The organism is Sporichthya brevicatena (genome assembly GCF_039525035.1).
Classification (GTDB): Bacteria; Actinomycetota; Actinomycetes; order Sporichthyales; family Sporichthyaceae; genus Sporichthya; species Sporichthya brevicatena.
In genome coordinates this window covers 110,891-123,648 of sequence record NZ_BAAAHE010000044.1, presented here as the reverse complement: position 1 = coordinate 123,648, position 12,758 = coordinate 110,891, and the positions used below count along the sequence as shown (strand labels likewise).

Annotated in this window: 11 protein-coding genes; 5 read left to right on the top strand and 6 right to left on the bottom strand. The window is 72.3% G+C overall.

Annotated elements, in window-relative coordinates:
* Positions 1-216: 216 nt before the first annotated feature.
* Positions 217-876 carry an ACT domain-containing protein gene (locus ABD401_RS20545; RefSeq protein ID WP_344608226.1) on the bottom strand — a complete coding sequence of 220 codons (660 nt, stop codon included), beginning with the start codon at positions 874-876 and terminating at the stop codon, positions 217-219.
* A 114-nt stretch (positions 877-990) separates the two neighbouring features.
* Here ABD401_RS20545 and gatC point away from each other — a divergent pair, with 114 nt between their 5' ends.
* The 4 genes from gatC (at position 991) to ABD401_RS20525 (ending at position 5,353) form a co-directional block, all read left to right on the top strand.
* Positions 991-1,287: an Asp-tRNA(Asn)/Glu-tRNA(Gln) amidotransferase subunit GatC gene (gene gatC, locus ABD401_RS20540; RefSeq protein WP_344608224.1), complete on the top strand. Its 297-nt coding sequence runs from the start codon at positions 991-993 to the stop codon at positions 1,285-1,287.
* On the top strand, positions 1,287-2,780 hold the full coding sequence (gene gatA, locus ABD401_RS20535; RefSeq protein WP_344608222.1) for an Asp-tRNA(Asn)/Glu-tRNA(Gln) amidotransferase subunit GatA: 1,494 nt from the start codon (positions 1,287-1,289) through the stop codon (positions 2,778-2,780). The genes gatC and gatA overlap by 1 nt, the downstream gene beginning before the upstream one ends.
* A 29-nt stretch (positions 2,781-2,809) precedes the next feature.
* Positions 2,810-4,300, top strand: coding sequence for an Asp-tRNA(Asn)/Glu-tRNA(Gln) amidotransferase subunit GatB (gatB, locus tag ABD401_RS20530; protein ID WP_425566214.1), 1,491 nt, complete (start codon positions 2,810-2,812; stop codon positions 4,298-4,300).
* Positions 4,301-4,441: 141 nt separating this feature from the next.
* Positions 4,442-5,353 (top strand): DUF7065 domain-containing protein, encoded by a 912-nt coding sequence (locus ABD401_RS20525; protein WP_344608220.1) that lies wholly within the window; start codon positions 4,442-4,444, stop codon positions 5,351-5,353.
* Between the two features lie 17 nt (positions 5,354-5,370).
* Here ABD401_RS20525 and ABD401_RS20520 read toward each other — a convergent pair whose 3' ends face one another.
* Positions 5,371-6,192, bottom strand: a complete 822-nt coding sequence (locus tag ABD401_RS20520; RefSeq protein ID WP_344608218.1) for an Fpg/Nei family DNA glycosylase — start codon at positions 6,190-6,192, stop codon at positions 5,371-5,373.
* 31 nt (positions 6,193-6,223) lie between these two features.
* The gene (locus tag ABD401_RS20515) at positions 6,224-6,982 is read right to left on the bottom strand and encodes a MerR family transcriptional regulator (protein ID WP_344608216.1); all 759 of its coding nucleotides are present in this window, start codon (positions 6,980-6,982) and stop codon (positions 6,224-6,226) included.
* A gap of 83 nt (positions 6,983-7,065) precedes the next feature.
* Between ABD401_RS20515 and ABD401_RS20510 the strand changes: the two genes are divergently transcribed.
* Entirely contained in the window at positions 7,066-7,650 is a 585-nt protein-coding gene (locus ABD401_RS20510; protein ID WP_344608214.1) for a DinB family protein, read from the top strand.
* Here the strand turns inward: ABD401_RS20510 and fahA are convergent.
* From fahA to ABD401_RS20495, 3 genes are all read right to left on the bottom strand, one after another.
* Entirely contained in the window at positions 7,595-8,824 is a 1,230-nt protein-coding gene (gene fahA / locus ABD401_RS20505; RefSeq protein ID WP_344608212.1) for a fumarylacetoacetase, read from the bottom strand. The two genes, ABD401_RS20510 and fahA, sit on opposite strands and share 56 nt — an antisense overlap.
* A 90-nt stretch (positions 8,825-8,914) precedes the next feature.
* On the bottom strand, positions 8,915-10,987 hold the full coding sequence (locus ABD401_RS20500; protein WP_344608210.1) for a beta-propeller domain-containing protein: 2,073 nt from the start codon (positions 10,985-10,987) through the stop codon (positions 8,915-8,917).
* Between the two features lie 97 nt (positions 10,988-11,084).
* A partial coding sequence (locus tag ABD401_RS20495; RefSeq protein ID WP_344608208.1) for a beta-propeller domain-containing protein occupies positions 11,085-12,758 on the bottom strand: 1,674 nt, incomplete at its 5' end.

Here is a 12,758-nt window from a genome sequence, read left to right as displayed (position 1 = left end):
GCTGCTTGCCTTCCGGTAACCCCCGTAGGTCAGGAACGTAAGGGCGGCTCAGACGGGGTGCACTCGGTGTAACGGCAATCGCGACGGCCCATCACGCGCCGTGAATTGCCGCGGTTCGGACGTGAACCGGGCACACCTGACGAAGCATCAGCTGACGAATTGGCCCGGGAGTCGGACAAAGCCCGACGAGACAGATTTGCCGCTGTGGCGCAGGTCTCAGGCGGCGCCGGCGCCGATCGCCCGGGCCAGGGCGACGAGGTGACCGAGTCGCGCGAGCTCGGAGTCGAGGAACTCGGGCCCGCCGCGGCGGCCCAGGATCAGCACCCGGTCGCCGGAGGTCATCACGGCGGCGGTCGTGGACTGCGCGAGGCTCGGCGCCCACTCCGCGGGGTCGGGCAGCCTTATCGGTCGCGTCAGGGGGAGCCACGGCGTGCTGACGTCGTCGATCTCCTCCGGCGCGGCGGGGCTGCGGTCCAGCAGCCGCGGCCTGGAGTCGCCCTCGTCGCGGGCCTCCAGCAGGATCGCCCAGTCCGCGCGGAAGACGTTCGGGCTCAGCTGCACGAGGACGGCCTCGGCGTGCGTGGGGTCCGCCGTCATCGCCTCGACGGCCTGCAGGTCGCGCTGGAGCCCGCCGCGCGAGGGGTAGAACCGGACGAACTCGACCTGCGCGCCCTCGACCGAGTTGCACGCCGTGACCAGGGCGTCCGCCATCTTGCCCGGCGGCAGCTGGACGAGGATGTCGTCGACCGCGCGGCCGTCCCCACGCTGCTCCACGACGTCGACGCCGACGATGTCGGCGTCGGCCTTGCCGAGCGCCGTCGCGAGCGCGCCCAGCGAACCGGGGCGGTCGGGCAGGACGACGCGGAGCAGGAACATGCGTCCATTCTCCCTCACCGGGCGCGACAGCCGTGTCGACGGCAGGTTTCGGCCGTGTTTTCGTCGGCTCCTAGGATTGCCGGGGTCCGCCGGAGCTCGTTCGATCGGAGCCGCATGTCCATCACCCGAGACGAGGTCGCGCACCTCGCCCGGCTCGCCCGGCTCGATCTGAGCGAGGACGAGCTGGCGCAGATGGCCGGCCAGCTGGACGCCATCCTCAACGCGGTGGCGCGCGTCTCCGAGGTCGCGGGCGCCGACGTGCCGCCGATGTCCCACGCCGTCCCGTTGACGAACGTCCTCCGCGAGGACGAGGTGCGTCCCGGTCTGACGCCGGAGCAGGCGCTCTCGGGCGCCCCGGCCGCCGAGGACGGCCGGTTCCGGGTGCCGCGGATCCTGGGGGAGGCGCCGTAATGGGCGACCTGACGAGGCTGACCGCGGCGGAGCTGGCCGCGCTCATCGCGGCGGGCGAGGCGTCCGCCGTCGAAGTGACGCAGGCTCACCTGGACCGCATCACCAAGGTCGACGACTCCGTCCACGCCTTCCTGCACCTCGACACCGAGGGGGCGCTGGCGGCCGCGGCCTCCGTGGACGCGGCGCGATCGGCAGGCACGCCCCTCGGTCCGCTCGCCGGTGTCCCGCTCGCGCTCAAGGACGTCCTCACGCAGGAGGGCGTCCCGACCACCTGCGGCTCGAAGATCCTCGAGGGCTGGCGGCCGCCGTACGACTCGACGGTCGTGCGCAAGCTGCGCGCGGCGGGCGTCGTCATCCTCGGCAAGGCGAACATGGACGAGTTCGCGATGGGTTCGTCCACCGAGAACTCGGCCTACGGCCCGACGCGCAACCCGTGGGACCTGACGCGCATCCCGGGCGGCTCGTCCGGCGGGTCCTCGGCGGCGGTCGCCGCGTTCGAGGCGCCGCTCGCGATCGGCACCGACACCGGTGGTTCGATCCGGCAGCCGGCCGCGGTCTGCGGCATCGTCGGCACCAAGCCGACGTACGGCGGCGTCAGCCGCTACGGGCTCGTCGCGTTCTCCTCCAGCCTCGACCAGGCCGGGCCGTTCGCCCGCACCGTCCTCGACGCGGCGCTGCTGCACGAGGCCGTCGCTGGGCACGACCCGCTGGACTCCACGTCGATCGACGCGCCCGTGCCGGCCGTCGTCGCCGCGGCCCGGCAGGCCGACGTCGCCGGGCTGCGCGTCGGCGTCGTGCGCGAGCTCTCCGGCGAGGGGTACCAGCCCGGCGTCGAGCAGCGCTTCCGGGAGGCCGTCGAGCTGCTGACCTCGCTCGGTGCGGAGGTCGTCGAGGTCTCGTGCCCGGACTTCACCTACGCGATGCCCGCCTACTACCTGATCGCGCCGAGCGAGTGCTCCTCGAACCTCGCCCGGTTCGACGCGATGCGGTACGGCCTGCGGGTCGGCGACGACGGCACCGCCGGGGTCGAGGAGGTCATGTCGCGGACGCGCGCGGCGGGCTTCGGCCCCGAGGTGAAGCGCCGCATCATCCTCGGTACCTACGCGCTGTCCGCCGGGTACTACGACGCCTACTACGGCTCGGCGCAGAAGGTCCGCACACTCATCGCGCGGGACTTCGAGGCGGCCTTCTCGCAGGTCGACGTCCTCGTCTCGCCGACCACCCCGACCACGGCGTTCCCGCTGGGGGAGAAGGTCGACGACCCGCTCGCGATGTACCTGCAGGACCTCTGCACGATCCCGTCGAATCTCGCGGGCAACTGCGCGATGTCCGTTCCGGTCGGCCTCGCGCCGGAGGACGGTCTGCCCGTCGGCCTGCAGATCATGGCGCCGGCGATGGCGGACGATCGCCTCTACCGGGTCGGGGCGGCGCTGGAGAAGGCCCTGGTGGAGCGCGCCGGGCACCTGCTGATCGAGGAGGCTCCCCAGCTGTGAGCGGAACCGAGACCCTGGCGACCCCCGCGATCGTCCCCTACGAGAAGGCGCTCGAGACCTACGAGCCGGTCATCGGCCTCGAGGTCCACGTCGAGCTCGGCACCGCGTCGAAGATGTTCTGCGGCTGCCCGACCGCGTTCGGCGCCGAGCCCAACACCCAGGTCTGCCCGACCTGCCTCGGCCTGCCGGGCTCGCTGCCGGTGGCGAACAAGAAGGCGATCTCCTCGATCATCCGGCTCGGGCTGGCCCTGAACTGCTCGATCGCGTCCTGGTGCCGCTTCGCGCGGAAGAACTACTTCTACCCGGACATGCCCAAGGACTTTCAGATCAGCCAGTACGACGAGCCGATCTGCTTCGAGGGCCACCTCGACGTGGAGGTCGAGGGCCGGACCTTCCGCATCGGCATCGAGCGCGTCCACCTGGAGGAGGACACCGGCAAGTCGCTGCACGTCGGCGGCGCGACGGGTCGCATCCACGGGGCCTCGCACTCGCTCGTCGACTACAACCGCGCCGGCATCCCGCTCGTCGAGGTCGTGACCAAGCCCGTGACTGACACCGGGTCACTTGCGCCCGAGGTCGCCCGCGCCTACGTCACCGAGCTGCGCGACATCTGCCGCACCCTCGGCATCTCCGACGTGCGCATGGAGGAGGGTTCGCTGCGCTGCGACGCCAACGTCTCCATCGCGCCCCGCGGCGCGAGCGAGTGGGGCACCCGCTCGGAGACGAAGAACGTCAACTCGCTGCGCTCGGTCGAGCGCGCCGTGCGGTTCGAGATCTCGCGGCAGGCGGGCGTGCTCGACGCCGGTGGCCGCGTGATCCAGGAGACCCGCCACTTCCAGGAGGACTCCGGGACGACCACGCCCGGCCGGAGCAAGGAGACCGCCGAGGACTACCGGTACTTCCCGGAGCCCGACCTCGTCCCGATCGCCCCGGCCCCCGAGTGGGTCGAGGAGCTCCGGGCGGCGCTGCCCGAGCTGCCGACCGCGCGGCGCAAGCGGCTGCAGGCGGAGTGGGACCTCTCGGACCTCGACATGCAGGCCCTCACCGGCGTCGGCGCGCTCGACTCCGTCGAGGCGACCGTCGCCGCGGGCGCGTCCCCGGAGGCGGCCCGCAAGTGGTGGCTGGGCGAGCTGGCCCGGCGCGCGAACGAGGCGGGCGTCGAGGTCGCGGCGCTCGCCATCACCCCGGCGCAGGTCGCCGAGGTCTGCGCGCTCGTCGACGCCGGCAAGCTCAACGACAAGCTCGCTCGCCAGGTCATCGAGGGCGTGCTCGCCGGGGAGGGGACGCCGGAGCAGGTCGTCGCCGCCCGCGGCCTGGAGGTCGTCTCCGACACCGGGGCGCTCTCGGCCGCCGTCGACGCCGCGATCGCCGCGAACGCCGGGGTGGCCGACAAGATCCGCGGCGGCAAGATCCAGGCCGTCGGGGCCCTCGTCGGGGCGGTCATGAAGGAGACCCGCGGCCAGGCCGACGCCGCCGCCGCGAAGGCGCTGATCCTGGAGAAGCTCGGCGTCTCGGAGTAGCGGCCCCGCTCCGCCCTAGTGCCGGACGCCGTGTCCATATAACCTGTCCAGACACCTTGGAGATGACATCTCCACCGACCTGCACTGGAGATGTCATCTCCAGTGCAGGGTCGACGGACAGTGGCGACGGAGGCGGGCGGCTTGAGCGGGACGGCGAGCGGGACGGCGAGCGACACCGACTGGGGGCCGCTGGCCCAGCCGCTGCACGCCGAGGTCCCGGACGACCCGCGGCCGTGGCGGGACAACGCGTTCCTGTGCTTCTGGGACCCCGCGGGCCGGGTCACCGGCGTGATGCACGTGTCGGCCTCGCCCAACGCGGCCGGCGGGCGGCGGGCGCGCGTCAGCGTGCGGGTGGAGAACACGACCGTCGAGGTCGTCGAGTCCCTCGGTTTCGCGACCTGGAACAGCGAGTCGATCACTTTCGACCCGCAGACGGGCTTCACCGTCGACGGCCCCGGCCTGTCGGGGAGCCTGACGTTCGCCCCGCACCACGCGCTCGCGGTCTTTCTCGGCGAGTCCGCGCCGAAGGCGTTCAGCCTCGACGCCGAGCACCCGTTGCACCACTACCAGCGCAGCGCGCGGGTCACCGGGACGCTCACCGTCCACGGGCGCACGGTGGAGGTCGACGGCTTCGGCTACCGCGACCGCACCTGGGGTTTCCGGGAGGAGTCGGCCAGCGTGCAGGAGTACTACGGCTGCATGTGGGTGTTCCCGGACGTCTCGGTCTCGGCGATCCGCCTGCTCGGGCAGGACGGCCACACCGCGACGATCGGGCACGTCTGCGACGCGAACGGCACCGTCCCGGTGACGGGTATGACGATCGTCCGTGACGCCGCTGGTCTGTTCCGGTCCACGCGCATCGACCGCAAGGAGGGCGACCCGCTCGAGGTCTCGCTCGTCGAGCGCCACGGCACGTTCTGGTGCCCGATGGGTCTGGACGAGCAGGCCGGCCCGACGCTGAGCGCGTACGACGAGTGGCACTCGCTGCGCCGGGCCGACGGGGTCGAGGGCTTCGGGCTCCTCGAGCAGGGAATCACCCGCCAGCTTCACTGACGCATCGTCAGGAGGCGTCAGAGTTTCTGCTCCTCCGCGCACCACCAGGTGGTCCGGCCGCCGACGGTGCCGCGGGTCATGGGTGCCCCGTCCCGGGGGCACTCGGCCCCGGCCTTCCGGTACGGGATGACCGACAGGGTGTGGACGCCGCCGCCGGCGATCGCATCGGTGATCGCCTTGCGCACGCCCTTGTGGAGCCGGTCCGCCTCGGCGCGGGACAGTTCCTTGGCCGGGTGTCTCGGGCTGACCCTCGCGAGCCAGAGCGCCTGGTCGGCGAGCAGGTTGCCGATGCCGGCGATCGCGTGCTGGTCGAGCAGACGCGCCTTCACCGGGGCGGCGCTGCGGCCGAGCATCGCGCGGAACTCCGCGGCGCCGATGCCCTGCGCGTCCGGCCCGAGGTCCTCGTGGGGCGGGTCGAGACGAACGCGGCCGAGCCGGCGTGGGTCGACGAGAAGCAGGTACCCGCCGTCGTCGAACCGCAGCGCGAAGCGGGTGAAGCGGTGGTCGCCGGCAGCCCGGCCACGGGCCCAGTAGTCGCCGCCGTCGGTCTCGGCGCCGTTCGGGTCGGCGACGACGATCTTGCCGGACATGCCGAGATGGATCCCGAGCTCCGGGCCGGGGGTGCGGCTGCGCCCGACTCCGCCGGTCAGGCACCACATGCTCTTCCCGCGCCGGCAGGCCTCGGTGAGCTTCCGCCCGACGAGGGCGTCGCGGATCTGGCCGGGGGAGTGCGGACGGCACTCGTAGGTGTCGCTGTCGTCGACGTCGACGATCCGTCGCCCGAGGGCGTAGGACTCGATGACGCGGCGGGCGGACTCGACCTCAGGCAGTTCGGGCACCGGCCAATTCTGCTGATGCCCGAACCCCCGTTCAGAGCCGGTCGGCGTTCGCGTGGAACGCGTCCCGGACGTAGTGGGAGAACCCCGGGGCGAGCTTGTCGTACTCCGCCATGTACCGCGGGTCGGAGATGTAGAGATCGCCGAGCCCACGGTGCATGTCCGGGCCGCAGTCGTAGAACCAGCGGATCAGGTGCTGCCGGTGCTCCTCGGCCAGCTGCATCGCGACGGGGCCGTCGGCCGGTTCGCCCGCTCGGATCGCCGCAAGGAAGCCCTCGATGTTCGCTCCGGCCTGCTCCTTGATCTCGATCCAGTCCTCCTTCGTGTACCGAGCCGATCGGCGCTGTGACTCACGCCAGGCGTCGGTGTCTCCCCACTTCTGTTTCGCCTCCTCCTGGTACTCGGCGATCTTGTCCGTGCCGAAGATCTCGAACTGCTCCTCGGGTGTCAGGGACATGCCCATGCTCCGGGCCTCCATCTCCTTCTCGATCGCCGCCAGCAGCGCGGCGTTGCGGGCCTGCCGTTCGCGCACCAGTCGGTGCTGGCGGCGCAGGTGGTCGTCGACGCCGACGTCCGGGTCGGCGAGCATCGCGGCGATCTCCTCGAGGGAGAACTCCAGCTCGCGGTAGAAGAGGATCTGCTGCAGCCGGTGCAGGTCCTTGTTCGAGTAGAGCCGGTAGCCGGCGGGGGAGCGCCCCGCCGGAGTCAGCAGCCCCAGCTCGTCGTAGTGGTGCAGCGCGCGCACCGAGATGTGCGCGAGCTTGGCCACCTCGCCGACCGTGTATCCGTCCACGGCTCGATCCTGAAGCCTCCCGCGACGTGAGGGTCAAGCCATTTCGAGGTGTGTCTGTCGGTGGCCGGTGGCAGGGTGAGGACATGGCCGAGAATCCCCTGAACGAGCCCAAGACTGTCCTGCACAGGTACTTCACGGGCGTGCGGGACGCCGTGCTGTGGAAGCTCGAGGACCTCTCCGAGTACGACGCCCGGCGCCCCCTGACCCCGACCGGCACCAACGTTCTGGGCGTGGCGAAGCACCTGGCCTGCGTCGAGCTCGGCTACTTCGGCTGGACGTTCGGCCGGGCCACCGACATCACACTGCCGTGGTACGACGACGACGCCGAACCCAACGCGGACATGTTTGCCACCGAGTCCGAGTCGAAGGAGGAAATCATCGCCTTCTGGCGCCGCGTGCGCGAGATCTCGGACGCGACGATCACCGAGCTGCCGCTGGATGCGCCGGGGCACGTGCCGTGGTGGGGCGACCGCAATCCCGTCACGCTGCAGGTGATCCTCGTCCACATGATCGCCGAGGCGAACCGGCACGCGGGGCACATCGACATCGTGCGCGAGCTGATCGACGGTCAGGCCGGGCTGCGGGCGGGGAACAGTAACCTGCCCGGCGACCTCACCTGGCCGGAGTACCGCGCCCGGCTGGAGACGCTGGCAGCACGGTTCCTCTGAGCTCACCGAACCCGATGCGGACACCGTCCGCCCCGGGCGCGGTGCCGCGGATCGTCACGGTGTCCCCGTCGGCGAGGAACGTGCGTGAGGACCCGTCAGCGAGACGGATCGGCTCGGTGCCGTTCCAGCTCAGCTCGAGCAGGCAGCCGCGCTGCTCCCGCTCCGGTCCGGACACGGTGCCGGAGGCGAAGAGGTCTCCGGTCCGCAGCGACGCCCCGTTCACGGTCAGGTGCGCCAACTGCTGCGGGGCGGTCCAGTACATGTCGGCGAACGACGGCCGGGAGACCACCGTGCCGTCGATCTCGATCTCCAGCGCGATGTCGAGACCGCTGGGTCCGGGGGTCCGCAGGTAGGGCAGCGGCTCCGGGTCGGGAGCCGGTGCGTCGACGAGCGCGTGCTCCAGTGCCGCGAGCGGCACCACCCACGGCGAGATCGACGTCGCGAAGGACTTGCCGAGGAACGGCCCGAGCGGCTGGGCCTCCCACTGCTGCACGTCCCGGGCGGACCAGTCGTTGAGCAGCACGACGCCGAAGACGTGCTCGGGGAAGTCCTCGACCGGCACCCGCGTCCCCATCGCCGTGCCGACCCCGACGACGAACCCGACCTCGGCCTCGATGTCGAGGCGCTGGGTCGGTCCGAACGTCGGCGGGCCCTCCGCCGACCGCCGCTGCCCGCAGGGGCGGACGATGTCGGTGTCCGACACCACCACCGTCCCCGCCCGGCCGTGGTAGCCGATCGGCAGGTGCTTCCAGTTCGGCGTCAGCGGCTCGCCGCCCGGCCGGAACATGCGCCCGACGTTCGTCGCGTGGTGCTCCGAGGCGTAGAAGTCGACGTAGTCCGCGACCTCCAACGGCAGATGCAGGGTCACCGCGGACCGCGGGATCAGGTGCGGCTCGACGTCGATCGCGTGCGACGGGTCGGACAGGAACGACGTCAGCGCCCGCCGGACCTCGTCCCAGCGATCCCGTCCCGCCGCCAGGAACCGGTTGAGCGACGGCTCGCCGAAGGCCGGGTCACCGAACACCGGCGCGAGGTCGAGGACGAAGTCCCCGATCGCCACCCCGCAGCGGGGCTCCGCACCGGGCCGCGAGAACACCCCGAACGGCAGGTTCTGGAGCGGGAAGTCCGAGCCCTCCGGCACCGGCACCCAGGATCGCGTCGCCACGCCGAGCATCCTGCCGTCCCCACCCCGCCTTCACTGGCCGTACCCCTGCTTCACCGGCCGGGCCGGGCGGTGAAGCAGGGGTGCAGCTGGTGAAGTGCGTCAGCGCGTGGGCTTGGCCTCGTCCGGGGCCGTGCGGACCGACCCGGTCGGGGAGAAGGTGTCCGGGTCGAGGAGGACGACGGCGTTCCCGGTGATCGCGACGAGGCGGTCGCCGACCGGGAGGACGCGCAGGATGGCGGAGTCCGCGACGAACTTCCCGGCCTTGCGGAGCGTGCCGTCGGCGCCGACCCGAATGCCGAGAGCGGCGGGGACCTGGATCTCCCCGACGAAGCCCGGGCGCCCGTCGGCGGCGAAGCACTGGGCGTCCGGCGGGCACGGGACCTTCTGCGTCACGTACGCCGGCAGCACCGCGAGGCGACGGCCGGGCAGGTAGGTGAACGCCCGGGAGTCGTGCTCGACGTCGGTCCAGCCGCGGCCGTAGCCGAGCGCGGCGGTGCGGGTCGGCTTCGCCAGGTTGCGCAGGTCGAACGACGAGACCTGCAGGCCGGTGACGCGGCCGGTCGAGTCGGCGTCCTGCCCGACGCCGAGCAGGCGGTCCCCACCGACCGGGTGGAGGTAGGCGGAGTAGCCCGGGATCTTCAGCTCGCCGCGCACGGCCGGGTGGGCCGGGTCGGCGAGGTCGACGAGGTACAGCGGATCGGTCTGACGGAACGTCACGATCGCGGCGATGTCGTCGAACCAGCGGACGGCGCGGATCGTCTCGCCCTTGCCGAGGCCGGAGACCGAGCCGATCTTCCGCAGCTCGTCGCCGCGCTCGGCGAGGACCACGACGCTCGACTGCGAGTTCGGGGTCTCCTCCGGCGGTGCCCACGGCTGCCCGGTCGTGGTGGCGACGCGGAGCTTGCCCTGGAACTCCGAGAGCGCCCAGCGGCCGAGGAGGAAGCCCGGTACTGAACCCGTCGCGACGTACGGGCTGTCGTTGCGGCCGGTCACGTCGAACGCGTGGATCCGGGTCCGCATCTCCTGCTCGCGCGGACGGCGCGAGTCGACCGGGCGCGGGGAGTTCCAGCCGCCGTCGGTCGTGGCGACGTAGAGGCGGTCGGTCGAGCTGTAGACGAGGTCGCCGTTGCTGACGACGCCTGCGGCCTTGCCCCGCTCGAGCCGGGCTCCGCCGTCGGCGGTGTCGAGGGTGAGGACCGAGATGATGCCCAGCCCGGAGCGGACCGACGGGTGCCGGACGGCCCCGCAGTCCATCAGCGGGCCGGAGCGGACGACCTTGCCGGCCTGGTCGAGGACCGTGCGCTCGGGCAGGAAGTCCTCGGCCTTCGCGTCGCGGACGGCCTTGCGGTTGCGGGCCAGCGCCAGCGTCTCGGGCTCACCCTCGCGCGGGGTGCTGAACGCGATCCGCGGCTGGCTGGTCAGCACGATCCGCGCGACGCCGTCGGTGAGCCGGCCGGTGACGTAGGAGCCGGTGATCCTCTCGGTGCGGACCAACTTCGGCCGGGTCGGCTGAGACAGGTCCAGCACGGTCAGCACGACGTAGGACTCGGCCGGCCGGTACGGGCCGGGCGCGAAGCCGGGGGCGCGCTTGCCGGCCGGGGAGTCCACCGCGTCGTGCTGCTTCCAGCCGGTGCCGAGCACCATCACGCGGTTCCTGTCGAGGACGAACAGCTCGTTCGGGTACTCGTTCTCCGCGAACGTGTGGGTCGAGAGCAGTTTGGGCTTGCGCCCCGCGGCGTCGACGACGGTGAGCTTGCCGTTCACCAGGCTGAGGACGCGCTTTCCCTGGATCTTCGCGATGTCGGGCTCGTCGACCCCGCGCTCCTGGGTGTTGGTCCCGGTCGGGCCGTTGCCGACGGCGGCGCTCGGAGCCGCCCCGGCGCGCGACGCGTCACCCTCGGCGGTCATCGGCGCGGTCTTGTACATCATCGGCCCGCCGCCGAGGCCGTACGCGGTGACCTCGGACTCCGCGGTCGAGCGCATGTACTTCGTGAACTCGTTGCAGTCGCTGAATCGCGGCAGCTCGTCGGCCGCGGCGTGCCCCACCCCGCCGGTGACCGTGCCGTAGCCCAGGACGAGGGCGAGCGCCGCCCCCGTGCCGGCCGTGGCGCGGACCGCCCGGGCCGGAGATCTGCGTGTCTTCGTCGTACGCGTGCCGGTTCGACCGCTCATGTCCCCACCGTCTCAATGTGTGTGCGTGCTCGTCAGCTGTTTTCGCCGGTCTTTGCGCGAGGACCGCCGGTGCAGACGGCCCCCTCGCGACCGGGGCTCAGCGGTAGTACGCCGAGCCGTGCAGGCGGAGTGACTCCGCGTCGAAGATCCGAACCCCCTCGTGGTCGAGAGCGACGATCCGGCCGCCGCCGATGGGCATCACCTTGATCACCCGCCGACGGTCGGAGTCGTACCAGGTCGCCACCTTGCGCAGGCGGCCGTTGTCGGTCACGCCGATCGCCGCGAGCCCGTTGCGGCCCTCCCGGTAGGAGAAGACCGGCAGCACCGCGAGCGACTCGCTCGGCAGGTACACGAATCCGCGCGGGTCCTGCTCGACCGGTGACGAGGTGCCCGGGCCGAACCCGAGCGCGTCGGTGCGCCGCGGGTCCGCCAGGTCGAGGATGTCGAAGTTCGACACCTGCAGACCTCCGTTCGCGCCCCAGTTGTCGCCGTCCTGCCCGACGCCGAGGAGCCGGTGGTCCCCGATCGGGTGCAGGTAGGCGGAGTAGCCCGGGATCTTCAGCTCGCCGCGCACCCGCGGGCTCTCCGGTCGCGAGAGGTCGACCAGGTACAGCGGGTCCGTCTGACGGAACGTCACGATCGCCGCGACGTCGTCGAACCACCGCACCGCGCGGACGGTCTCGGTCAGCCCCATCCCGTCGACGCGCCCGATCTCGCGCATGCGCTTGCCGTCGGTGTCGAGGACGACGACCCCGGTCTCCGTGCTGCCCCCACGCCGCCAGGGAGCGGTGCTGGTCGTGACCATCCGCAGCAGGCCGTCGGACTCGGACATCGCCCACCGGCCGTAGAGGTAGCCGTCGACCCGGCCGCTGGCGAGGTACTCCGCGCCGGCGCCGGTGATGTCGAACGAGTGCACGCGTGTGGTCACGCCGCCGCGGCGGCCGCGGAACTCGTCCCACCCGTCGTTCCAGCCGCCGTCGGTGGTGGCGACGAACAGCTTCTCGGCCGTCGCGTAGACGAGGTCGCCGCTGCCGACGAGCGCGGTCGCGGCCGCCTGCTCGATCGCGTCGTCGAGTCCGGTGTCGAGGGACAGGACGGTCAGCAGGTCCAGCCCGGAGTCGGTGACCGGGTACCGGACGTCCGAGCAGTCCAGCAGCGGGGACTCCGAGACCGACCGGGCCTCGCGGTCGACGTGGCGGCGCATCGGGAGCCAGTCCTCGCCAGGGACGCGGGCCAGGCGCTCGCGGGCGGCCTCCAGGCCGCTGTCGTCGCGCCCGCGCCACCCGTCGGCCACGCCGCCGAGGCCGCGCAGGACGTCCGGGGTGCTGGAAAGGACCACCCGGACCGTGTCGCCGGTCATCCGCGCCGACAGGTAGCGGGCGGTGATCTCCTCGGTGCTCACGACGCGCGGGCGGGCGGGGTCGGAGAGGTCGACGACCGACAGCGTCGTCAGCGCCGCCGCCCCGCGGCTGCGCGCCCCGGCCTCGTCGTCGAGGTAGCGCTCCCGGGAGTCCGCGGTGCCGATCACGACGGCCCGGTCGCCGGCCAGCAGCAGTTCCAGCGCCCGCTGGCCGGTCAGACGGACCGACCCGAGCCGCTGGGGGACCTTCCCGGCGACGTCCATGACGACCAGGCTGCGGTCACGCACGGTCACGAGCAGGCGGCCGTCGGTCTTCGCCAGGTCCGCCTCGTCGACCCCGGCCTCCTGCGTGTTCGTGCCGGAGGCGGAGTTCCCGACCGCGTCGGACGGGTTCACCCCGGCGGCCCGGCC

What these genes read in the sequence shown, in the direction of transcription:
- ABD401_RS20545 (WP_344608226.1), bottom strand. Translation starts at nt 876, where the DNA reads ATGTTCCTGCTCCGCGTCGTCCTGCCCGACCGCCCCGGTTCGCTGGGC.
- gatC (WP_344608224.1), top strand. Translation starts at nt 991, where the DNA reads ATGTCCATCACCCGAGACGAGGTCGCGCACCTCGCCCGGCTCGCCCGG.
- gatA (WP_344608222.1), top strand. Translation starts at nt 1,287, where the DNA reads ATGGGCGACCTGACGAGGCTGACCGCGGCGGAGCTGGCCGCGCTCATC.
- ABD401_RS20510 (WP_344608214.1), top strand. Translation starts at nt 7,066, where the DNA reads ATGGCCGAGAATCCCCTGAACGAGCCCAAGACTGTCCTGCACAGGTAC.
- fahA (WP_344608212.1), bottom strand. Translation starts at nt 8,824, where the DNA reads ATGCTCGGCGTGGCGACGCGATCCTGGGTGCCGGTGCCGGAGGGCTCG.
- ABD401_RS20500 (WP_344608210.1), bottom strand. Translation starts at nt 10,987, where the DNA reads ATGAGCGGTCGAACCGGCACGCGTACGACGAAGACACGCAGATCTCCG.